The 24,005-nt window shown below is 67.8% G+C and carries 9 protein-coding genes; all 9 read right to left on the minus strand.

The features are described from left to right. Positions 1 to 285 precede the first annotated feature (285 nt). A complete protein-coding gene (locus BME24068_RS08915; protein WP_174925825.1) occupies positions 286 to 13,017 on the minus strand; it encodes a filamentous haemagglutinin family protein in 12,732 nt (4,243 codons plus the stop codon). A gap of 172 nt (positions 13,018 to 13,189) precedes the next feature. Beyond that, a complete protein-coding gene (locus BME24068_RS08920) occupies positions 13,190 to 15,469 on the minus strand; it encodes a tetratricopeptide repeat protein (RefSeq protein ID WP_174925826.1) in 2,280 nt (759 codons plus the stop codon). After that, the gene (locus BME24068_RS08925; protein ID WP_174925827.1) at positions 15,466 to 17,709 is read right to left on the minus strand and encodes a tetratricopeptide repeat protein; all 2,244 of its coding nucleotides are present in this window, start codon (positions 17,707 to 17,709) and stop codon (positions 15,466 to 15,468) included. Before BME24068_RS08925 ends, BME24068_RS08920 begins: the two co-directional genes overlap by 4 nt. Before the next feature lie 42 nt (positions 17,710 to 17,751). Then, a complete protein-coding gene (locus BME24068_RS08930) occupies positions 17,752 to 19,974 on the minus strand; it encodes a tetratricopeptide repeat protein (protein ID WP_174925828.1) in 2,223 nt (740 codons plus the stop codon). Positions 19,975 to 20,175: 201 nt separating this feature from the next. Continuing rightward, positions 20,176 to 20,838: a PulJ/GspJ family protein gene (locus BME24068_RS08935; protein ID WP_174925829.1), complete on the minus strand. Its 663-nt coding sequence runs from the start codon at positions 20,836 to 20,838 to the stop codon at positions 20,176 to 20,178. Continuing rightward, complete coding sequence (gene gspI, locus BME24068_RS08940) at positions 20,822 to 21,256, minus strand: type II secretion system minor pseudopilin GspI (protein ID WP_174925830.1); 435 nt, start codon at positions 21,254 to 21,256, stop codon at positions 20,822 to 20,824. The genes BME24068_RS08935 and gspI overlap by 17 nt, the downstream gene beginning before the upstream one ends. Before the next feature lie 249 nt (positions 21,257 to 21,505). Continuing rightward, positions 21,506 to 21,712: a hypothetical protein gene (locus BME24068_RS08945; RefSeq protein WP_096501202.1), complete on the minus strand. Its 207-nt coding sequence runs from the start codon at positions 21,710 to 21,712 to the stop codon at positions 21,506 to 21,508. A gap of 322 nt (positions 21,713 to 22,034) precedes the next feature. Continuing rightward, positions 22,035 to 22,631, minus strand: a complete 597-nt coding sequence (locus tag BME24068_RS08950) for an alpha-ketoglutarate-dependent dioxygenase AlkB family protein (RefSeq protein WP_174925831.1) — start codon at positions 22,629 to 22,631, stop codon at positions 22,035 to 22,037. A gap of 128 nt (positions 22,632 to 22,759) precedes the next feature. After that, positions 22,760 to 23,908, minus strand: a complete 1,149-nt coding sequence (locus BME24068_RS08955) for a metallophosphoesterase (protein WP_174925832.1) — start codon at positions 23,906 to 23,908, stop codon at positions 22,760 to 22,762. Between the last annotated feature and the right edge of the window lie 97 nt (positions 23,909 to 24,005).

The following is a 24,005-nucleotide window of genomic DNA, read 5'->3' on the forward strand; positions in this document are numbered from 1 at the left end:
AGGGGCGCAGTTTTATTTGATGGCCATCAACCTGTTCATCGCACAGTCCGTACCTTCCTGGCCAATTTCATTGCAATCGGGGAGGTCACATCGCTCCACGATACGTAACGAGTCCGGGCGAACGAGCTGTCAATTCAGATCGTTCCGTTCCGCTCATCGGACCGCAAGGATCCGGGTCGCGGAACACACTCATCCCCCTCTGATCGAACCATTCATGCAGCGCCTGAATAAAAAACGCGAGCGCCGTTATTATCGGCAGCTCGCGTCGCGCCAGGCTTCGCTCGATCAGATCTTGCCCAACCTGTTACGCTCCTCCGATGTCAACGTAGCACGTTGCGTGGCTCCAGGTTGACCGAAACCAAGAATCGACACCGCGTTCGACGCATCGTAGCCGACCTGCTGCTTGTGCTTCTTCGTGCCGTCGCCGCCCGCATCTCCGAATCCTTCGACCTGCACCGAGATCGTCCAGCGCCGCACAGCCCCTCCGGACGCGTTGTTCTTCGCGATATCCTGCGCCACCTGCGTGGCAGCCGATGCAGCAGCGCTCGCGGCCGTCAACGCACCCGTATTCACCGCCTGCACAAGCGGGATACCGGTCGCCTTGCCAGTTACCTGGATGTTGTCGGCATTCACCACACGCAGCGCCGCCACGTTCAGGTTGCCCGCGCGAATGCCGGCATCGCCCGCGTCAACCGTGCCGCGCGGTGCAATCAGGTTGATCGTGCCGATCGGCACGCCCGGTACGCTTTGCAACGTTGCAATGCCCGCGCCCGTGACCTGCCCGCGCGCGTCGACCGTGCAATAGTGGTTCGCGTCGCACACGTATTGCGGCGGCGGGGTATCGGCCGACGACTTCGCACCCTTGCCCGCGTTGATGTCGCCGTTCGAGCTCCAGATCGTCATGTCGCCGCCCTGCTCGGTAAAGATCCGGCTCTGGGCAAGCAGCACGCTGCGGTCCGTAAAGATGTTGATATCCCCCTTCTCGAGCGTGAGGACACCCATCGTCCCGGGTCCGGCAATCGTCTTGCCGGTCGCACTGTCGACGATCTGAGGCGGTGCGGATGTACTCCCGATCAGCGCCTGCCCACCCGGGCCAAGGATCGATACGTTACCGCCCTGTTGTGTCTGGATGGTCGTGCTGCGAATATCCAGGTCGCCCGTATCGGCCGGCTTGTTCGCACCGTTGCTGCCGCCGCCGAGATTGTTGGCCGTGTAGCCGAGCGAAGCCGGGAACATCGTATTGAGCGCCTCGTAGCCGCGCGCGTATTTCTGATAGTACGGACTGGCCGGGTTGTTGTAATCCTCGCCGACGCTGGCAAGCACCTTGAATAACACCTGCTCGGCAAAGAGCTGCTGAACATACTGCGGCAGCGCCTTGAATTTCGACCAGGCCTCGTCCACGCTCAACGGCTTGATCGCCGGCTGATCGTTGACCAGCCCCGTGTCGACCGAGAGGCCCGCCTCGTATTGCTCCATGAACGTAACGAGCGCGGGCGTCGCGCTGGAAACACCCGGCACGAACTTCGCCGGATCGACATACGTCGAGACGAACGAAGCGGTATCGATACCCGGCCCGACACCGAACAGTACATTGACGTTCGCGCTCTCGTGGGGCAAATACGGATTGTTTGCGTTGCCTATCGCGTTGATACCGGTGGTTATGCCAGCCGCGTTCGTTACGCCCGACAGATTGGTCAACGGTCCGATATTGCGGCCGGCTTCGATGTCGAACGTGCCGGGACCGCCGATATTCAGCGTGGGCAAGCCCGACGCGAGCGTATCGTAGATGTCGCGCCCCGCCACGATCCGCGTCACGTCGGATCTGCGCAGATTTTGTCCCAGGAAGGACAAGTTGACGATATCCCGGCCGGCCTGGATCAACGCCGGTTTATCGATCACCACCGGAACCACGACATTAAAGATTGACGTATTTCCCGGTACGCTATCGACAATATCGCCGTTCAGACTGTAGATCCGCGCCGGTACGATATCGTCGCCATGCAGGGCAACCGGATCATGCGCCACCGCCGATGCAATCGTCGGATTCGCGACGAGAACATTTGGCTTCGCCGGTGACGGCATCGCGGACGGGTCGATGTCGAACATGCCGAACACCGCACGTGCGTCCCACCCCATTCCGTTGACACTCGACAGATTGACCGATTGATCAGCGATCAGACTCAGGTCGCCGAACGCCGACGGATAGAGCACGCCGCTCGCAGCCACCGTGATGCCGCCGGAAAGCGCAGTCAGGTTCACCGACGCCGGCAGGACGGACGAAAAGTCGCCGCGCCCTGGCGCCTGGGATTCGGTCGCTCCACCGCCAATCAGGCTGATGTCCGAGAGCGTGCCGATCGCGACGTCACCCGTCGTCGACACGATATTGACGGCGGACGTCGACGAATAGCCCTTCATGTCGGCCTGTTGCCTGTACGCATTCAACAGCGCGATGCTCTGAACATACGAAGGATCGAACACACGCCCGATGCTGACGCCTTGTCGCGCGCTTACGTCGAGCACGCCGTCCTGGGTCGCCAGCAGCGTATCCATCGTTACGGCAGGCTGGCCGTCGAATGACGAAGGCACCGCAATATCCGCCCCGATTTTCCCGCCCGCCGTGATCGTTCCGGTTCCCTTCGCGACGAAATAGCCGCCGCTCAGAATGTCCCCTCCGGCTCGCACCGACAGGTTGCCGCCACCGACCGTATTGACAGTCGGGTTGTCAGTATTGGCACCGGTCAAATACCACGTGGTCGGCAGCGACACCGAGAGGTCGGAAATATTCCCGCCAGCCGACACGGACACGTTGCCACCCGCGCTCAACACGCCTTGATCGAATGCGCCGAAGTTGATCGACGTCTGTACAGTCTGCGATACAGGATTGGTCGCCCCGACCATCCCGGTCGGATTGCCGATCTGCATCCACTGCCACCAGAACTGGCTGATATTTGCGCCCGGACGTCCGGTCACCGTGCCGTTCACATCGGTCAGATACTCCGCGCCCGTGATATCGCCTTGCGCACGGATCGTGATATCGCCGGCCGAGTCCGGATTGACGGCGGGTGTGACCAGAATATCCGGATTGTTGTTCAGGCCATGAATGATCGAAAGGCCCGTGCCGGCCGGCGCCCCCGCCGCAGGTGCGCCACCTGTGTAAATCACGCCGGGAACGGTTATGTCAGGACTGTTCGGCTGCATCGAACTGCTGTCGAATAGCGCGATGTCATTGCCAGCCGCGATATCGATCGAACCGGTACCTGTGCGTATCATCGTCGGCGCCAGAATTGCCAGACCGCTGCTGTCGACGAACGTCGTATGCCCGTCGAAGATCATGCTCTTGCCGTTCGAGCCGCCTCCTGCTGTCGGCGCCTGGAGCGCAAGCGGATTCGCGCTGTTCAGATCCGCCCCTGCCACCACGCGGAAGGAACTGCTCGAGCCGCCCGTCAACGAAGCGGAAACAAGAGGAATTGGAACGGTCGCAACCGACGTCGGAGACGGCGTATTGTCCGTTACTGCCGGCAAGCTGATCGTCGTTGTCGCGATGACAGATACAGGCTGAACCTTTGGTGCATCAAGGCTGGTCACCAGCGGCCATTGCTGTTTGTGCTGGACCACAAACTGTACAGAATCGGACAGATACTTCTGGTACTGATTCAGATAGATCAGATAGGATCCGGGATTCGATGCCTGCTCGGCAGCGGTCGGCGCAATCGGAGCCGTTGGCTGACCCGGTAGCATCGTGCTGGAGTTCGAGGCCCGAATCCCGTAGATAATCTCGACATTGGTATCGTCCGGCGACCAGCTTGATCCCAGCGCCGACGAAAGGCTCGTCGCAGTCTGATCCAGGAAATTCGCATATGCCGTGTAAAGCGCATAGTATTCGGCAATTTCGTCTGGCGCACCTCCGACCGGTTGCCCCGGACCGGACGCCAGGCCATAGCTCGTCCAAAACGAAAGTCCGTACCCATAATGCCCCGCCGACGCGCCATAAATCGTCTGTGCCGCAGCGAGTGTCGACAACGGCGGCACCGGAATCGTCCCCCCTCCGCCCAGCGGGTTCGCAATCTGGAAAAAACCATCCGACAGGCTCGCCTTTACCTTCACGTTGTTCTCGGCACGCAGCGTCACGACCGGCGCCTGCCCGTCGAAGCGGAACGCGAGGTTCGTCGGCGACGTGCCCGCGCCGAGATTCCAGTTCGTCAGCACCTGAATATCGCCGCCGTTGATCGCCGGGCTCGGGTTGTCGAGCTCGATCCCCGGCACGATGCGCGCGTTCGCGATGTTCTTGCCGGCAAACGGATCGACCAGCGTATCGAGCCCGTGCTGCACGAAGCCCATCAGCGTACCCGGCGCCGCGGTCGATGCATCGCCGTTCTGATATCCGTAGAAGGTCTGGTGATCCGCATTCGTGCCGCCGCTCGCGGGCGCGAAGTACATGTTGTTCAGCCCGCCAAAGCCAATGTCTTTGTCACCGCCCTGAAGCTGCACCTGCGTAACAGTCGACGATACGCCCGTCGCCTGGTTCGTCAGCGTACCTCCACCCGAACCGTCCGGTGCGAACGAGAACGTCGCCGGCGTGCCGGACGTCCCTTGTGCCGTGAACGTGCCGGCCAGCAGATGCCCGCTCTTGTCATACCATCCCGCCGGGTCGATGACGCCGTCGAAGTGCTGCGCACCCGTCGTCGCGTCCGTCGTGCTCCACACCGCATACGCCTCGAGCGTCGTCGCGCGCGAGCCGACGATCCCCTTGCCGTCGTTGAACGTATCCGGCAGGTTGACCTTCACGCCATTGTCGGCGAGCAGCGGCGCGCGGAAATTCACCGTGCCGCCCGACAGACCACCGGCCGTCCCGCCCGACACGTCGATCAGCGCATTCGCGCCGAGCGTGATGACGCCCGCGTTCGCACGCAGGATGTTCTCGTAGCCATAGGTTGCGTTGTACGCGATCGAGTTGCCGTTCGCGTCGACGATCGTCGGGTCGAACCATGCAGTCGTGCCGATGTTGACCTTGCCGCCGCGCTGGTTCGGATCGGAGCCGCGCGCCAGCAGCGAACCTTCGATGTCCACGCCGTTGCGGCCGTACAGGTCGATCTCACCGCCCGCCTTGCCGGACGCGTCGATCGTCCCGAGCACGTTCACGTTGCCGTTCGCCGTATCGGCCGAGCTTCCCGAACCGCCGTCGGCCGTCAGCAGCACCGAGTGCGCGGTGAGCGTGTTGCCCTGCGACAGCGTCAGGTTGCCCGTCTTCGTGTGGACGGTGATCGCCTGGTTCACACCGCTCGATGCCAGTGTCTTCGACAGCGCATCGAGATCCGCCGCGCCGCCCGTATCGAGCGAGAACGACCCGCCCGCATAGCCGCTCGCCGCGCCGCCCTTGATCGTGCCGTTCAGGTTCACGACCTGTTGCGGCGCCGACAGCGAAAGACTGCCTGCCGCGCCACCGCCACTGGCCCCGGAGAAATCGAGCGTCGAGCCGGCCTGTACGTCGACGGTGCCCGCATCGGCCGTCAACGCAATCGATCCGGCCGGCGCGTAGCGCGTCACATCGAAAAACTGCTTCGACACGCCCGCCGCGCTGACCGTCGATCCACCGCCGATCGTCAGGTTGCCGCTCGTCGCCTCCAGCGTCACGTTGCCGGCCGGCGCGCTGATCGTCGCGCCGTTGTCGTTCACGGTACCGCCGATGAAGGTCCATGCGCCGCCGACCGCATCGCGCTTCAATGCCGTGCCCGACGCCCCGTTCAACGACAGCGCGCCCGTCGTCTTCACGGTGGCGGCCGAACTCGTATCGGCGAGGTAGACCGGTGCATTGAGCGTCACCGGCAATGCGCCGAAGTCGAACGTGCCGGTACCCTGGCCGACGATGCCGCCCGTCGCGTTCATCACCGCCGAGCCGAAGCCGCTTGCCGCCTTCGCGCCCGTGCCGAAATCGATCTCTGTCGCGTTGACCGTCAGCGTGCCGTTTCCGGCCGTCGTCGTGCCGGGCGCAGCGCCCATCTCGTTCGTGAACGCGACCTGCTGTCCATTCAGCGTGACGTGACCGCCATCGCTCGTGAACGTGCCGGCACTCAGATCGACGCTGTTGCCGAACGTCGCGTTCACGTCGCCGACGAAACCGATCGCGCCGTAGCTGCGCAGCGTGACCTGCTGCGCGTTCGCGAACTGCGCGAGGCCGGCTGGATCGATGACGAAGCCCGGCAGGTTCGCCGCGGAGGCGCCGCTCGCATTGGTGAACGTAATCGCGGAACCGTCCGCCGTGATCGCCTTGGCCGACAGTACGGCGGACGGATCGACCTTCAGGTCGCCGGACGAATCGAGCAGCAGCGCCTGTCCGCCCGCGAGCGTCGCGCCCGCACCGACCGCCAGCAAGCCCTTGCCCGTACCGTCGGTGCGCGACAGCGGCGCCATTGCGCCATTCGACACGCGCAGCAATGCACCGTCGCCGGCGATTGCGATCGGCTGATCCTTGGCTGCCGGGTAATCGCCTTGCGCAGCGATCGACGCACCGGCATCGATGCGCAGGCCGTTCACCGCGTTCGGATCGGCGCCGCTGCCGTCGGTCTTCGTGACAAGCAGGATCTCGGGGCCCTTCAATGCCGTGTTTCCGTCGTTCGACACGACGACGCTGTTCGCGATCGGCGTGATCGTGACGCCGCTCGTCGCCGCCGCGCGCGTGCCGCCGATCAGCAGGCTGCCCGCGTTCAGTGAATCGAGCGCATCGCTGCCGATCTGCAGATAGCCGGGCAGCGCCGCGCTGCCGTTACCGGTGATCTGGATGTCCTGCGACGCAATGTCGACCTGGGCCGGTGCGCCACCCGTACCGGCGGCCGCATTCAGCGTCGCGCCGAGCGTCAGCGCCTTCGTCGCCGCCAGCACCAGTTGACCGCCGTCCACCGGCAGCGGCGGCGTCACGTTGCCCTTCGTCGCGGCGAGCTTCGTGAAATACGCGTTCGCGCCCGTCAGCGTGTATTGCGAGTACTGCTGCCACACACTGTTCGACTGCACGTTGAACAGCGTCGGCGTCGCGCTCCGGCTGCCCGTCAACGCGTCGGCGAAATAGCCGGCCGTCACGACCGTGCCGTCCTGCAGCACCTGGCTCGCGCCCGGCACGAGATTGCCGGCCGTGCTCGACACCGTGACGCGATACGCGCCCGGCAGCGTCGCGTACTTGCCCGGCAGCAGCGTGTAGTAGCCGGGCGCCAGCCCCGGCACGCCCGACAGATACACGGCCTTGCCGACCGGGTCGGTCAGGCTCGCCTGTCCGACGCCCATCGTCGCCGTCGTGGTCGTGGCCGTGCCGTTTGCATTGGTGGAAGGCTGTACCGTCTGCGCGAGGATCGGATCATATGCCGCAACCGGTGACTGCTTGCCCGGCACGATCGCATAGACGTTGCCGGCCCCGATATTGACCGGCACGGCCGTCCCGCCCTTGCCGCTCGCATAGCTCACGTTGTATTGCGACAGCACGTCGCGCGTGCCGCCGGTGCCCGGCACCCATTCGGCGGCCTGCAGGTCGCCGCCGCCGGACAGGTCGATCGTCGCGCCCTTGTCGAGTGCGACATTGCTGCCGTTCACGCCCACGTATTTCGCGGGCGGCGCGGTCAGGTCGGGCGTCGTGTTGCCGGCAAGCGGATTGAACTGCCACTCGACCCCGTCGATCGTCGCACCGTACGGAATGACCGAGTCGCCATTCGAGACCGACGTCACACTGCCGTTCGCCAGCTTCACCGAATCCGTCGCGACGAGCGGCAACCCGGCAAACTGGGCCTGCGTCGCCGCGTTCGACGGATCGCCCACGCCGAACACGATCGTGCCGGACGGCGCGCGCACCGTGCCGCCCTGCACGATGTTCGTCGCGTCCACGAGTAGCGTGCCACCCGCCGACAACGGCGTGCCCGATACGCCGTTCGATGCGAACGTGACCGTCGTCGGCGCCGGTTTGCCGGTCGATGCGTCGGTCGGACCAACCGCCGCGACGACGAACGTGCTGCCGGTCGACGGGTACAGATCCGCCGCCTTGAAGGCCAGATTGCCTGGCGTATAAAGAATCCCCGGCGCGGGAACCCCCTGGGACTGGTCCGCGTTCGTCGAGCTCAGGCGTATATCCCCGCTACTCGTGAAGTTCGCACGAGCAAAATTGTTGAGCTGGAACTGGTTTTTCAGATCGATGAACGATGCATTTACGTTCAGCGTCGCATCGGACAGTGCCCCGACCGGTTTGAACTGCGGCGACTGTGACAGGATGAGCGGCCCCGACAACGCCACGTACGGCGCATCGATCCGGACTGTCGTGCCCAGCGACGGCTGCGGCTGCGCAAGCAGCCCGTCGACGACGGCCGCGAGCGTCCCGTCGGGCTTGCGCGCGGGCGTCGACAGCAGCGACGACAGTTGCTCCATGCCGATGGCGGCGACGCGCCCCGTGTTCAACGTTACGGATTCCGGCAATGACAGCGTGACGTCGCCAGCGAACAGGATCGGCACTGCCTGCACGCCGTTGGGCGATATGCTGCTACCCAGCACCAGATTCGCGATTCCGGATCCGTCGAGCCGGTCAGCCGCGAACTGAATGACACCGCTCGGCTGCCCGATCGGCGATCCGGTCGTCGGATCGATCGCCGACGAGAAACTCTGCCCGGGCATCAGGCCCGCCGGCACGAAGGTACCGTCTTGCCGCACGACAAGCGCCGTGGCGGTCGAGCCAGCTTGCTGCCGGTTCGGAAGGATCGGCAGGATCGTCAGCGTGCCGCCCCGTGCCTGTACGGCGCCCGGACGCCCAGCCAGCGTCGCATCCGCGAACAGGCCGTTCGCCGCCGACAGCGTGATCGAGCCGGCGTCGCTCCATACCGGCTGCGACGCGTATGTGCCATTGGGCTGCAACTGGTCGAATTTCGCCGACGTGCCGGATACGTCGATCTTCGAGCCCGACTGCGCTACCACGTAACCCGTATCGCTCGACATTGTGACCGAGCCGCCCGCCAGCACCTTGCCCGTGTTCGGCACGACCGTCGTTGCGCCGATTCTGACCGGCGCCGCAAGCGGATTGGCCAATGCCGCGCCCGAAACGTCGAGCAAAGCATCCGCGCCGAGCCAGACCGACTGGCTCGCGCTCATGAAACCGGTGCCGAACTGCCCTGCCTGCGCATACGTGGCGTTCCCGTCCGCGCTCAGTGTGATCGACCCGCCCGGCGCGACGATCGAGCCGAGTACGGTGACCTGCGCCGGCGAGCCAAGGCCGATGCTCGCGCCGGCATCCGCGTGGATCGATGCGCCTTCCGACAGCGTGACCGCGCCGGTGATATCCGGATACGTCGGTGCGCTGCCGGCCAGCGTGAGCCACGACGTGAAATTGCCGCCCGTCAGGACAAGATTCGTCGCTTGCCGGTGATAGGCATCGAGTTGACCAAGCGTGGTCAACCCACCCGTCGACAGGTTCGCGCCGGTGCCGGCCTGCTGCAGCGCAAGCATGTCCGGGAGACGATTCAACTGCGTCACGGCAACCGACGCACCAGGCGCGACCGTCGTGTCGTAGTACGCGTTCAGCACGTATTTACCGAAACCCTGTTGCGCGAAGAAACTCTCCGGGAGATAGACGTCCCACGGCGATGCAGCCGCCGTCTCGCCGCCGATCCGGAACCCGAGCGCCTGCAGCGTCATCGTGCCGCCGCCCGAAAAGCCTTCACTCAGGATCGTTCCACCCATCGCGATCGTCCCGGCCACTGGCTGCGTCTCGGGGAGATTCGCGCCACCGTCGGTCACGTGGCCGAACTGCCTCAACGGAATCGCCGCGTACGTCTGCAGCGACACGTCACCGCCGCGCCCAGCCGGCATACCGTTCTGCATCAGCATCTGGCCGTTCGACAGCAGTTCGCCACCGCTCGACACGTCCAGCAAACTACCCGGCTGCAACAGGATCGATCCCGTCGTATCCGTATACCCGACGCCGTTCACCATTTGAGAGGACTGCACGGCCGACAGCGAGATCGTGCCGCCGTTGATGAACTGGCTATTGCCCGGCGTCGTACCCGGTACGGCCTGCGCGTCGTTGTTGACCCATTGACCGGCGGCGCTGATCCCCCCCTGCGGCCCCACGATGACATTGCCACCGCTCGACAGCGAGATCGTGCCCGACGGCACGAGCAGCCGGCCATCGACCTTGATGTCGGCGCCGGGGACCGGGCTGTTGAGCGAAATCGAGCCGCCCGGTTGCAATGCCAGCTGCGTGCCTTGCGGCACCACGACACCCTTGCCGCCGACCTTGTCCTCGGTCACATTCAGGTTCGCGAAACCGCCGTTGTTCAGCGTCGCGACCGGCACCACGGTCGTCGTCAGCACATTGCGCGGGTCATTCGCGGGCAACGTCTGCAACGCCGTATTGTCGAGTGGCGTATCGATCGAGAAACCCGGCGCAATGTCCGCAAGCTGCGGCGCGGTGTCCTGCAGCACGACCAGGCCCGCGGTGCCGGACGCAACGTCTTTGTTGTTCGACGTCAGATGCACCAGCGCGGCGCCGTCAAGTTTCGGATCGGCGCCGAGGTTGAACGTCCCGCCGCTCGGCAGGCTGTTGCCCTGCATCTGCTTCGCGCCGCCGAACGCCTGCGCGCTGATGTCGCCGTCCAGCACCGTCGACTGCAGCCCGTAGATGTCGAGCGTGCCCGCATTGCCGCCGACGATATAGTCGCCCTGATAGGCGCCCATCGTCAGCAGCGGGTTGTACCACGTTTTCGTCACGCCCCAGCGCGGATGGGATTCGACGAACTGCCCCGCGATGCCGACGTAGGTGTCGTACGGGCTTGCCTGTCCGATCGGCACGAGCGCGCCGTTGGCGTCGACCAGCCGCGTCGTGTTGACGATCCCGCCGTCGTAATGCACATAGCCGCCGTTCAGGTTCATCGACGAACCGGTCGCGGTCATCACCTCGTTGCCCGACAGCGTGATCGAGCCGCCATTGGTCAACAGCTGATCGACCGTGCGCGGAATCAGGTTCACGTATCCCGACAGGTTCAGGATCGGGCTGCCGACCCACTGCACGCCGTCGCTGCGCGTGCCCGTCAGCGTGCTGTCGAACACAAGGTTCTTGTACCCGAGCAGGAACCCGTTGCGCAACAGCGGCGAATCCGCGAGCTCGTTCTGGCCGATGCGGTCGACCGTCACGAGCGTCTGCCCGATCGGCACCTCGACATTCGCGAGGCCCGACACATCGATCGTCGCGCCGCTGTCGACATAGATCCGGCCGGGCACGGCGGTCTGGCCGGCCGGCGCTTGCGCGCCCGACGCCGAGGCCGAAGGCGTCAGCGCCACAACAGATACCTTCGAACCGGGCGCCTCGATCAGCGAGCCGCCCTGGAACCAGACCGAGCCGGCCGTCATGCCGATGCTGCCTGGCGTGAAAGTCGCGCCCGGTGTCGACGGCGTCGTCTGGCCGTTGCTGTCCGGCATCACCGTCGTCACCGAATCGGGGCCGAAGCTCAGCAGGCCGGCGCGGTGCGTGTCGTTGGCGCCATCCAGGACGCTTGTCGGAAGCTTCTGCCCGAAATAGGCCGCCCCGGTCGGATTGTTGGAGGAATATTCGTCGACCGTGGAAATCGTGATCGTCCCGGGCGAATTGACGCTCGTCGTCACGCCGACCACACCGTTCTGCGCGACGCGGCTGCCGAGCAGGTTCACGTTGCCGCGCGCAGCCTCGACGATGCCGGTATTGGTCAGCGTGCCGGCCGGCGTGATGTCGGTCGCCTGGCCATCCGGGCCGAGCAGCGAGATCTTTCCGCTCAGTTCCGGCAGCAGCACCTGTGGATTCGTCGTAGCGCCGCTGTTGGGCCGCAGGCTCACGCCCACACCCGCCGCGAGCACCACCTGCCCGTCCGTCGCGTTGATGTGCCCGGCGTTCGTCACGTTCGGCGCCGCGATCATCACGAAGCCGCCATCGCTCACGTTGCCGTTCGTGTGCGTGGTGATCGACGCCCCCTGCTCGATCGTGACATCGCCCCACGGCTGATACTGGCTGGCCGACGTGAGGTTGATCTGGTTGCCGAGGCCGAGCACTTCGTTCGGCACCGTGCTGTTGCCGTTCACCCCCGCCGAACTACCCGACTCCGGATACGCGAGCCCGCCCGTCGTCCCCGCCGGCAGGCTCAGGAACTGCTTGTTGCTCGCGACGATCCCTGCCGCATCCTGCGCGAGACTGCTGTCCGTCACAACCGGGACCCGGTTCTGCAGGGTCTGGTTGTAGTTGTTCATGTTCAGCACGTCGAGCGACGACGCCACCAGCGAATGCACGTTCACCTGCGACCCTGCCCCGAACAGCACCCCGTTCCGGTTGATCACATACACCGCCCCTTGCGCGGTAATGTTCCCCAGAACCTGACTCGGCCTGCCGCTCGGATCGTTGACCCGGTTCAACACCGCCCAGTTGTTCGCCCCATTCGTCTGCGTGCCGCCCGACTGGTCGAAATTGAGCGTCGTCTGCCGCCCGACGTTCATCGTCTCCCACGTCAGCACCGCGTTCTGCCCGGTCTGCTTGACGTCGACGTTCACGTGCCCGCTCGCATCCACGCTCTGCTGCGGCGCATTCGCGTTGAACCACAGCACCGGATTATTCGTATCGCCCGACGCGCCGTTCGCCACCTGCAACCCGCCCGGCGCCAGCCCGTTCGGCACCGTCGACGGCAGCTTCACCGCCGCGGCGGCCGCATTCTGCTGCGCCGCGATCTGCGCGGCGATCGCATGCGCCGCATTCCCGAGGTTACGGATCGACGGCTGGCTCGCCTGCAGCGCCTGCTGCGGCGACACGCCGAGATTCGCCACGCCCGGCATGCCGCCGGCACCGCCCGCGCCGCCACCCGACGGGCTCGCGGCCACGTGGCCGAGGTTCATGATGCCCGCCGCGTGCGCATGCGCGGACACGCCCGCCGCGAGCATCAGCACAACCGCCCGGTAGAGCGGGCTCAGCTCCGACTTCAGGACCGACCGCGAGGCCGTGGCGCGAGGAGGTTGCCGATCCGTACGTGCGCGTGCTGCCATTCTTTCCACCCCGAATGCTAGGAAATTGCGCGCGGCGCCGATCCGGCACCGTGCATGTCGTTGCGCCTGAAACAGGCCGCTGGAATCCAGAAACCATACGAAGCGCGAATGGCAGCGACATGGCGACTGTTACGGACCATTCCGGCCGCCGCGAAAAGGTCCGTAGCTTTTGTCATGGAAGGCCGGTCACGCCGGTTCGACCCGCGCGCGCCATCGCGCGCAGCGCGTCGGCCACCCGGCCGGCCACCGCCGGCCAGTCGCCCGGCCGCGCCTGCCGGAACAGCCGCGCGGCCGGATACCACGGACAGTCGTCGCGCTCGAGCAGCCAGCGCCAGTCCGGCACGCGCGGCAGCAGCACCCATACGGGCCGCCCGAGCGCACCGGCCAGGTGCGCGACCGACGTGTCGACGCTGATCACGAGATCCAGCGTGTCGACGAGCGCGGCCGTCTCGGCAAAATCCGTCAGCGCATCGGCAAACGACAGCACGCCGCTTGCGGCGAATGCTTCCGCATCGCGCGCCCGCACCTGCGGCTGCAGGCTCACGAACGTCGTATCGGGCGCCCCGGGCCCGACCAGCGGCGCGAGCGCGGCGAACGGCATCGAGCGGTTCTCGTCGTTCGCGTGACGCGGATTGCCGGACCACGCGAGCCCGACCCGCAGCCGGCCCGGCGGCGAAATCTCATCGAGGCGCCGCACCCACGCATCGCGCCGCCGCGCATCGGCGCGCAGGTAGGGCACGTCGGCCGGTACCGTGTCGAGCGTCGTGCGGAACGCATGCGGCAAGCTCATCAGCGGACACTGCAGATCGAACGCCGGCGTCGGCTGGCCCTCGGTGACGATCCGGCTCACGCCGCGCAGCGTGCCGAGCAGTTCGCCGAGCGCGGCCGGCGCCTCGACGATCACGGTCGCGCCGCGGTCGTGCGCGACGCTCGCGTAGCGGCAGAACTGCAGCGTGTCGCCGTAGCCCTGTTCCGCGTGCAGCAGCAACGTGCGCCCCGCGAGCGGCTCGTCGCCAGTCCACCGCGGCCGGTCCGCATGACGCCGGTGCAGCATCGAGTCGGCCGCATCCCAGCGCGCCTCGTGCTGCCGCCAGCCCGCGTCGAAATCGCCCATCAACAGCCGGCAGAACGCTTCCGAACGGCGCGCGGCGCCATGATGCGGATCGAGCCGGCACGCCTCGGCGAAATCCGCCAGCGCCGCGTCGTAGTCGCCGAGATGCTGGCGCGCGACCGCCCGCGTGAACCGCGCCTGCGCCACTTTCGCGGGTGCGGCGGCAGCGGCCGCGTGGCTCGCGAGCGCGTCGTCGTAACGCTCCAGTTGCTGCAGCGCCAGCGCGCGGTTGTAATGCAGCTCCGCATGCGGCCCCGTCAGCGCAAGCGCCGCGTCGTAATCGGCGAGCGCTTCGTCGTAGCGGCCCAGCGCGCGCAGCGCGGCCGCGCTGTTTCTCCGCGCGTCGATGTCGTCGGGCTTGCGCGCCAGCGCTTCGCGGTACGCGTGCGCGGCCTCCTCGTGACGTTCGAGCCCGAGCAGCGCGTTGCCGCGCCCGACCCACGCGGCGACGTTGCCGCGATTCAGCGCGAGCAGCCGGTCGCAGCGCCTCAGCAGTTCGTCGCGCGCATGCAGCAGATCGAGCGCGACGCAGCTCGCGTAAAGCAGCTGTTCGTCGTTCGGCAGCCGCACGAGCCCTTCGTCGAGACACGCGAGCGCGTCGGCCGGGCGGCCGAGTTCGGTCATCGTCACGCCGCAGGCGTAGACGAGCTCGGGCGTCTTGCCGCGCACGACCATCGCAAGCTGATAGCTGTGCAGCGCCTGCTCGCGATGGCCGAGCGCACGCAGCGCATGGCCGCGCTCGAGGTTCGCGGCCGCATCGCTCGTATCGATCCGCAACGCGCGTTCGACGCTGATCAGCGCGTCGGCGGGCCGTTCGAGCCGCCGCAGCGTCTCGCCGCGCTTGCACCACGCGGCCGCATGCGCCGGTTCGCGCACGAGCGCACGGTCGTAGGCCGCGAGCGCCGCGTCGTATTGATCGAGCGCAAGCCACGCGTCGCCGCGCGCGGCATGCGACGGCGCATGCTCCGGATCGACCGCGAGCGCGCGATCGGCCACGGCGATCGCGTCGCGATGGCGGCCGACGCCGGTCAACGCCGCCGCATGGTTCGCGAGATTCCACGGCTGGTTCAGCCCGAACGCCATCGACCGCGCGATCAGCGGCTCCGCGCGCACGGGGTCACCGAGCCGCAGATGCACGAGGCCGAGCAGGTGCAGCGCCTCGACGTTGTCGGGCGCCATCGTCAGCACGCCCTCGTAGAGCCGCCCGGCGCCGACGAAGTCGCGCTGCTCGAGCCGCGCGCGCGCATTGCGCAGCGCACCGTCGAGCACCGCGCGCAGCGGCGCGGCAGCAGCACCGAGCGCGGCACCCGCGATCGGCGCCGCATCGCGGCGCGCACTCATCGCGCGCCTCCGCCGACGAACGCCGGCAGGTCGGCCGCGATCCGCTCGACGACCGGCGCCCACTGCCCGCCTTCGGGCTGGCGGAACAGCCGCGCGGACGGATACCACGGGCTGTCGTCCCGTTCGAGCAGCCAGCGGAAATCAGGCGTATGCGGAATCATCAGCGCAAGCGGCCGGCCAAGCGCACCGGCGAGGTGCGCCACCGACGTATCGACGCTGACGATGCCGTCCATCAGCGCGGTCAGCGCCGCCGTGTCCGCGAAATCCTCCAGCTCGTCGCCGACGAAGCGCACCGCGCTCGCCTCGAGCAGCGGGCGATCCTCGTCGCGCACCACCTTCTGCAGGCTGATCCACTCGTACCGGTCGTCGAACAGCGGCAGCAGATCCGCGAGCGTCATCGAACGGTTGCGGTCGTTCAGGTGCAGCGGGTTGCCCGACCACACGAGGCCGATGCGCGGCCGCGCCGATGCGCCGAGCCGGTCGCGCCAGCGCGCGATGCGGGCCGGATCGGCGGCGAGATACGGCACGCTCGCCGGAATCGACGTCAGGTCGGTGCGGAACTCGAGCGGCAGGCTCAGCAGCGGGCAATGCAGGTCGAACGGCGGCAGCGGCTCGCCGCGCGCGACGAGCGTATCGACGCCGTCGAGCGTCGCGAACAGCGCCTTCAGCTCGACCGGCGCTTCGAGCACGACGCGTGCGCCGAGCGCCTTCACGAGCGGCACGTAGCGGCAGAACTGCAGCGTGTCGCCGAGCCCCTGCTCCGCGACCAGCAGGATCGTCTGCCCGTCGAGCGGCATCCCGTGCGTCCAGCGCGGCTGCGCGAAAGTGCGCCGGCTCGCGTCGAGCTGCGTATCGCGCCAGCGCCATTCGTACTCGGCCCAGCCCGCTTCGAAATCGCCGATCGACAGGCACAGGAACGCGCGCATGCAGTGCGCGAGCACGTAGTCGGGATCGATCCCGATCGCATCCGCATACGCCTGCCGCGCATCGTCGTGCCGCCGCAGCGCACGCAGCGCGTTGCCCTTGTGGAAGTGCGCGATCTTGTCGCGCGGCGTCGCGGCGATCACGCGCGCGAAATCGTCGAGCGCCGCGTCGTAGCGGTGCGTCTCGAGCTGCACGCGGCCGCGCGTGAACCACGCCGGCACATAGCCGCCGTCGAGCGCGAGCGCGCGGTCGCACAGATCCCGCGCATCGTCGTGGCGCTCGATGCGCATCAGCGCGCTCGCGTAGTTGCACAGCACGCCGGTGCTGGCCGGTTCCGCGTCGAGTGCGCGTGCATAGCTGTCGGCCGCCTCGCGGTAGCGCTCCAGGTGGCTTGCCGCGTTGCCGCGGTTCGCCAGCGCCCGTGCATGGCGCGGATCGATCGCGAGCACGCGGTCGCAACGCACGAGCGCCTCGTCGTGCCGGCCGAGCTGCTCGAGCGCGATCGAGCTGTTGAAGATCGCATCGACGAAGGTCGGGCTCGCCGCGATCGCCGCGTTGAAATCCGCGAGTGCGCGTTCGGGTTCGTGCAGGTCTAAGTACACGACGCCGCGCAGGAACAGCACTTCGGCACTGCCCGGCGTCTGCGCGAGTGCGTGCCCGTAGCTGTCCGCCGCATCGCGGAAGCGGCCGAGTTCGCGCAGCGCGAGGCCACGCCCGCGCATCGCGTCGAACGAACGCCCGGCCAGCGAAATCGCGCGGTCGCAATCGGCGAGCGCATCGTCGTGACGGCCGAGCGCGCGCAGCATGTCGCCGCGCTTCACATAGCCGTCGGCGAAGCCCGGCGTCAGTTCGAGCAGCCGGTCGTAGGCCGCGCGCGCCTCGTCGTGCCGCGTGAGCTGCGCGAGCAGCCCGGCCCGCTGGAACAGCGCACGCTGATGCGCGGGATTGATCGCGAGCGCTTCGTCGAGCCGCGCGAGCGCATCGTGGTCGCGCCCGAGCCCGGCGAGCACGGCCGAGTAGTTCGCGAGCGCGAGCGGCACCGGCTGGCGTTCGACCGAGCGCCGCATCAGCGGCTCGGCATCGTCGAGCCGGCCCTGCTGGAAGCGCACCGCGCCGAGCAGGTGCAGTGCTTCCGGATGCTCGGGATCGAGCGCGAGCAATTCGGCGTACGCCTTCTCCGCATGCTGCAGCGCGCCCTCGTGATGCGCCTTGCGCGCACGGACGAGCAGCCGTTCGAGCTGCGCGGCGTCGGGCGGACGGCGATCCGGCGCGACCGGCGCGCTCGCGAAGGTCGTCCCTTCCCCGTTTGGTGTCATCGTGTGGCCCCCACTGGTCACGGTTCGTTGCGCGTGTCGTGTCTAACGTGTCATCGGCTCGATCGCGGCGCGCACCGCGTCGATCGTGTCGGCCCAGTTGCCGGGCGCCGCCTGGCGGAACAGCCGCGCGGACGGATACCACGGGCTGTCGTCGCGCGTGCGCATCCAGCGCCACTCCGCCGGATCGGGCAGCAGCACCCAGACCGGGCGGCCGAGCGCGCCCGCGAGATGGGCAACCGCGGAATCGACCGCGATCACGAGATCCAGCGCGCCGATCAGCGCGGCCGTATCGGCGAAGTCGCCGAGTTCGTCGTCGACGCGCCGCACCGGCGCCTGCGCGAGCCGCGCCACGTCGCGTTCGCGCACCGGCTTCTGCAGGCTGATCCAGTCGACGTCGAGATCGAACAGCGGCGCGAAGCACGCGAAATCGATCGACCGGTTGTGATCGTTCCGGTGTTCCGGATTGCCGGCCCACGCGAGGCCGATGCGCGGCCGGCGCCGCTCGCCGAGCAGCGCGTCCCATTCGCGCGTGCGCTGCGGGTCCGCCTGCAGATACGCGCCGGCCCGCGGAATCGTCGCTTCGTCGGTGCGAAACGCGTACGGCAGGCTCAGCAGCGGCGCCTGGCAGTCGAACGCCGGCAGCGGCGCGCCGCGCGCGATCACGTCGGCCGCGCCGTGCAGCGACGCCATCAGCGCGCGCAGCGGCGGCTGCACCTCGAACACCACGCGCGCGCCGCGGGCGGCCACGAGCGGCACGTAGCGGCAGAACTGCAGCGTGTCGCCGAAGCCCTGCTCCGCGTGGATCAGCACGGTCCGGCCGTCGAGCGGCGTGTCGCCGCGCCACGCCGGCTGCGTGAACGGCCGGTAGTGCCGCGCGAGCTGCGCGTCGCGCAGCCGCCATTCGTACTCGGGCCAGCCGCGCGCGAAATCGCCTTCGATCAGATACAGCGACGCGCGCGCGAAATGCGCTTCGGCGTAGTCGGGATGCAGCGCGATCGCGCGGTCGTACGCGGCAAGCGCGTCGTCCGTGCGCGCCGTTTCGAAATGCAGGTTGCCGCGGTTGAGCCAGTTCGTCGCGTGCTCGGGGCGCAGCGCGATCGCGCGATCGAGCGACGCCATCGCGTCGTCGTAGCGGTGCAGATCCTGCAGCACGCTGCTGCGGTTGGTCCATGCTTCGGCGAACCGCGCGTCGCGCGCGAGCGCGGCGTCGTAGCTGGCCAGCGCTTCGTCGTATCGCTTCAGGTAACGCAACGCGGTCCCGCGATTGCACAGCGTCTCCGCCGAGTGCGGATCGATTTCCAGTGCCCGCGCATAGCCGGCCAGCGCGTCGTCGTAGCGCTTGAGCTGCAGCAGCGCATTGCCGCGGCTCGCGTGCGCGCGCACGTTGCCCGGATCGAGCGCCAGCACGCGCTCGCAGCGGGCCAGCGCTTCGTCGGCGCGGCCGAGCCGTTCGAGCGCGACCGCGCTGTTGTAGAGCACGTCGATCCGCGCGGGATCGGCCGCGATCGCTTCGTTGAACGCGGCGAGCGCCTCGCTCGGCCGGTCGAGGTCGATCAGCGTGCGGCCGCGCTCGGCCATGATTGCGGCCACGCCGGGCCGGATCGCGTTCGCGCGGTCGAAGCACTGCAGCGCATCGGCCGGCCGCTGCAGCGCGCGCAGCACGAGCCCGCGGTTGAACCACGATTCGAACGAGCGCGGGTCGACCATCAGCGCCCGATCGTAGGTATCGAGCGCTTCGTCGAAGCGGCCGAGCGCACGCAGCGCACTGCCGCGATTGCAGAGCGCATCGAGCACGAGCGGCGACGCGGCGAGCGCGCGGTCGAACGACGCCAGCGCGTCGTCGTAGCGGCGCAGCCCGATCAGCGTGTTGCCGCGCCGCACGAGCGTTTGAACGTCGTCGGGCGTCGCGCGCAGCGCGGCGGCGAAATGCTCGAGCGCCTCGTCGATGCGGCCGCGCTCGCCGGCGATCGCGCCGAGATCCGACAGCGCGCGCGTGCCGGGCTCGATCGCGATCGACTGGCGCAGCAGTGCCTCGGCGTCGTCGGCCGCACCGCGCTGGAATTGCAGCACGCCGTACAGGTGCAGCGCCTGAGGATTGTCCGGTTCCTTCGCGAGCACCGCGAGGTATTCGCGCGCCGCGTCGTCGAAGCGACCCGCGCCGTGCCAGTTCCGTGCGCGGCTCAGGATCGCCCCCGATTGCCGTGGCCCGGACGCGTCGTTGCCCGACGCGCCCGCGTGTGCATCATGCCGGTGCTCGACCGTCACGTTCGCCCCCTTCCCGTTTGCCGATGCCGCCGCTGAACGGGCCGAAGCGGCCGGTCGCGGCGGTCATGCTCATCACGAGACTAACGGACGGCCAATAACAGACGTATGACGAAAGTTACGGACCTTTTTGCCCGGGGGACGGAACACGTTTCAGGCCGGGCCGTCGCGGGCCGCTCGCCCGCGCTGCCCGCCATGCCGCCGTCACTGGCCGATCGGAATGGTCCGCACGTACTCGACGGCAGGCACCCCGATCCTGACCGCGAAGCGCACCCCGCGCGGCAACGGCATCCCGAGCGACGTGATGTTGCTGACGCCGTGCTGCGCGAGGAACTGCGCATAGGTCTGCTCGACGGCCGCCTGGCTCGTCGTCCATCCGCTCGGCGGAATCCACACGGCAAGCTGCATCGACCGCGCATCGTTGCTGACGACCACGCGCGCGAACCCGTCCATGTGCCGCAGCGCGTCCTCGACCTCGGCCAGCGACGCGAGCGGCTGCGACGCACTGCGCACGAGGTCGCGCCCCTTGAGCTGGTAGCGCACGACCTGCACGTGCGTCGGCCCGCTGCCGACGCCGAGATGACGCACCATCACGAGTTCGTTCGGCCGGATGCGCAGCGGCGGCCCGAACACCTCGTCGGCCGTCACGAGGTTCATCAGGTCGAACTGCAACTGGGAAAAATAGCGGCCGAGCAGCCGCGTTTGCGCCAGATTCGACGCGATATCGTCGCGGCCGCGGATCGTCGCGTCGAGGCCGCGCCACGACAGCAGCGCGATCACCGCCAGCAGCGCGATCGCGACCAGCATCTCGATCAGCGTGAAACCCCGTGCGCGCGCCGCCGCGCGCCGTTCAGCGCCGCGCTTCATCCTGCACGACCGTGACGACTTCGGCGAGCACGTTGCGGCTCGACGCCGACGGATAGACGCTCACCGTCACGCGCCGCACGAGCGGGCTCGGCATCGCCGCGACCGACTGCCGGCACACGAACCGGTAACGCCCCTGCGGGCAGTCGAACGTATGGGTGCCCACCGACGGCCAGGTCGACGCGATGCGGATCTCGCCGAGCGCGTTGTCCGCGCTCCATAGCGCGAGCAGGCGCATGCGGGCCGTATCGGTGTCCGACGCGAGCGCGCCGATCGCGCGCATCACCGCGCCGAGCGCGACCGCCACGATCGCGAGCGCGATCAGCACCTCGATCAGCGTGAATCCCCGTTCCGGCGCCCGCGCCGCGCGCCGTCCGCCGCGCGTGGGGCGGTCGTCGTAGTCGGTTCTGTCGTCGCACATGACCTGCGTTCTTGTCGATGGGTCGCCGTCCTGCGTCCGGCGCGCATGCACGTTAAGCGCGGCGCATGGCACACGCGTGTCGAAAGGTACGGACCATTTGGGGCAGGCAGGACGACGCCGCGCGCCGGCATGGCGCGTGCGGCGCGCGAAGCGCGGCAGCGGACAGACGAAGGGACAATGGAGGGAACGATCGAAGCAAAGCCACGCGCGGCGCGCGCGGCCCGGCCGGCGCACGATCGAACGCGAGCGTCAGGCCGTCACGGCGCTGTCATACTCGGCACGGGCCATCCGGCCGGCCGCATACGCGTCGGCCTCGCCGCGAAAACCTTCGCGGCTGAATGCGACGACCTTCACGCCAACGCCGGACGCACGCGCCACCGTCAGCGCCCATTGCCATCCACCGTCTTGTTCGAAGACGTGCAGCGAGGGTTCGAGGGATGAGTCAAGTACGGTCACGGGTTACGCTCCTGCCCGGCGCGCCGCATCGGCGACGCCTCGGACATATCGAAAAAATGCGCCGGTTTGCGGCGCGTTTCAGCCATTCGGTAGTCTAGTCAATGAATGTTGCGACGCACCATCAGGGCTTACACCTGCCTATCGGAACCGGGCGGTCGATGAAATCCACCTGAAGCCTATATAGGACAAGCCTCACGAGCCCATCGCCGGCGCACGACGCGTCGGTCATGCGGCAACGTGCCGCATGGGCGGGCCGCAGCCTCGATGAGCATGAAATAGGGGCGGAGCCGACAGAAGCCCGACGCCCGGCACGGATCGCGATTCACCCCGCCGACATCACGCGCCGGAACGTCAGGTTGACGCGCTCGCCCTGCACGGCCGGCGCCTTCGGCACACGATGCTGCCATTCGGCCTGTGTACGGCCGCGCATCACCAGCAGGCTGCCGTGCGTCAGCCGATACGCATGCACGGCGCCGGTCGCGCGATGGCGCAAGTCGAACACGCGCATCGCGCCGAGGCTCACCGATGCGATCACCGGCGTGTCGCCGAGTTCAGGCTCGTTGTCCGCATGCCAGCCGAGGCTGTCCTGCCCGTTGCGGTAGCGATTGAGCAATACGCTGTTGAAGCGCGCGCCGCAGATCGTCTCGACCGCCCGCTTCAGATCGAGCACGGCCGGCGTCCACGGCGCTGGCACGTTGCGGATCCCCGAATACACGTAGACGGCATCGGGCTCGCCCTGCCACGCGGTGAGCCGAGGCAGCGGAATGCGACCGCGCGGCGTGCGGATCGTATCCTGCCGCCACGCGACCTCGTCGAGCAGCGCGGCCAGCACGCGATCGGCGTCGGCCGGCGCGAGCCAGTCGGGGTACCAGTCCACGTCGGGCACGGGCGTATCGGCGAAAAGATCGGGCGTCGACATCTCGGGATCGGACAGAAAATGAGCGGTACAAACGAACCATGCCTGCATGGTAGCCAACGGCGACGCGCGCCGCCATGCGCTGTCATTCCGGCGCGTGACACGTCCGCGCGCGTACCGTCCGACGCACGCTACCCGCCGCGTGCCAGACGGATCAGCGTGATCTCGGACGGCACGCCGAAGCGGTTCGGCGGCCCCCAGTAACCGGTGCCGCGGCTGGTATAGAGCCACATCGCGCCGAACCGGTTCAGCCCGCCGATCACGGGCTGCTGCATGCGCACGAACGGCGGCCACGGCAGGAACTGGCCGCCGTGCGTATGGCCCGACAGCTGGATCGTGAAGCCGGCCCGGCTCGCCGCTTCCGCGCTGCGCGGCTGGTGCGCAAGCAGGATCTTCGTGGCGACGTCGTGCGGCGCGCCCGCGAGCGCCTGCTCGGGGTCGCTGCGATGCGCGGGATCGAACCCGCCCGCCGTGAAATCGGTGACGCCCGCGAGCACCGCGCGCGCACCGTCGTGCTCGATCAGCACGTGCTCGTTGAGCAGCACCTTCAAGCCGATGCGCCGGAACTCGTCGATCCACGCGTGCGCGCCGGCGTAGTACTCGTGGTTGCCCGTCACGAGGAAGCTGCCGTGGCGCGACTGCATGCGGCCGAGCGGCGCCGTGTGTTCGCGCAGGCGCTTGACCGAACCGTCGACCACGTCGCCCGTCACGACGACGAGATCCGCATTCAGCGCATTGACCGCCCGCACGATCCGCTCGATATAAGGCCGCTTGATCGTCGGCCCGACGTGAATGTCCGACAGCTGCACGATCGTCATCCCGTCGAGCGCGGCCGGCAGCCCGTCGACCGGAATCGACACGCGCTTGACCGCCGCGGTGCGGCGCGCACCGACGAAGCCGATCGCGCTGACCAGCACCGCGCCCGCCAGCACGGCGAGCGCCGTGTCGGATGCCGCGCCGCTCCACGCGCCGTCATGCCCGAGATACCGCCAGGCGACCACGCCGAGCAGCACCGGTTCGCGCAGGAAGGTCAGCACGAGCAGCGACGAGAAGAACCCCATCACGAGCGAGCCGGCCCAGCCGGCCAGCGTCGCGGCCCAGCCTTCGTCGAAGCGGCGCGAGAACATCCCGACCGGAATCAGCACGACGAAGCTCGCCAGCACCAGCGCCGCGACCGTGCGCGCGAGCGGCGACGCAAACGCGTCGGGAATGATCCTCAGCCCGACATACAGATGGAACAGCACGCCGATTGCAATGAACCGGACAAAGAAACTTCGCATGGAACGCTCATCCTCGTGGCGATACCGCTTCCGCGCCGCGCGGCGAGCGGGGCCGCGACATCGCGTGTCGACGGGCCCCGTGCCGCGCGGCACACCT

The sequence above is a fragment of the Burkholderia anthina genome, assembly GCF_902498995.1.
GTDB classification, from domain to species: domain Bacteria; phylum Pseudomonadota; class Gammaproteobacteria; order Burkholderiales; family Burkholderiaceae; genus Burkholderia; species Burkholderia anthina.

Bases quoted from the DNA above. Each gene is read 5' to 3' on its own strand.
- BME24068_RS08915 (WP_174925825.1), bottom strand. From the start codon at position 13,017: ATGGCAGCACGCGCACGTACGGATCGGCAACCTCCTCGCGCCACGGCC.
- BME24068_RS08920 (WP_174925826.1), bottom strand. From the start codon at position 15,469: ATGAGTGCGCGCCGCGATGCGGCGCCGATCGCGGGTGCCGCGCTCGGT.
- BME24068_RS08925 (WP_174925827.1), bottom strand. From the start codon at position 17,709: ATGACACCAAACGGGGAAGGGACGACCTTCGCGAGCGCGCCGGTCGCG.
- BME24068_RS08935 (WP_174925829.1), bottom strand. From the start codon at position 20,838: ATGAAGCGCGGCGCTGAACGGCGCGCGGCGGCGCGCGCACGGGGTTTC.
- gspI (WP_174925830.1), bottom strand. From the start codon at position 21,256: ATGTGCGACGACAGAACCGACTACGACGACCGCCCCACGCGCGGCGGA.
- BME24068_RS08950 (WP_174925831.1), bottom strand. From the start codon at position 22,631: ATGTCGACGCCCGATCTTTTCGCCGATACGCCCGTGCCCGACGTGGAC.
- BME24068_RS08955 (WP_174925832.1), bottom strand. From the start codon at position 23,908: ATGCGAAGTTTCTTTGTCCGGTTCATTGCAATCGGCGTGCTGTTCCAT.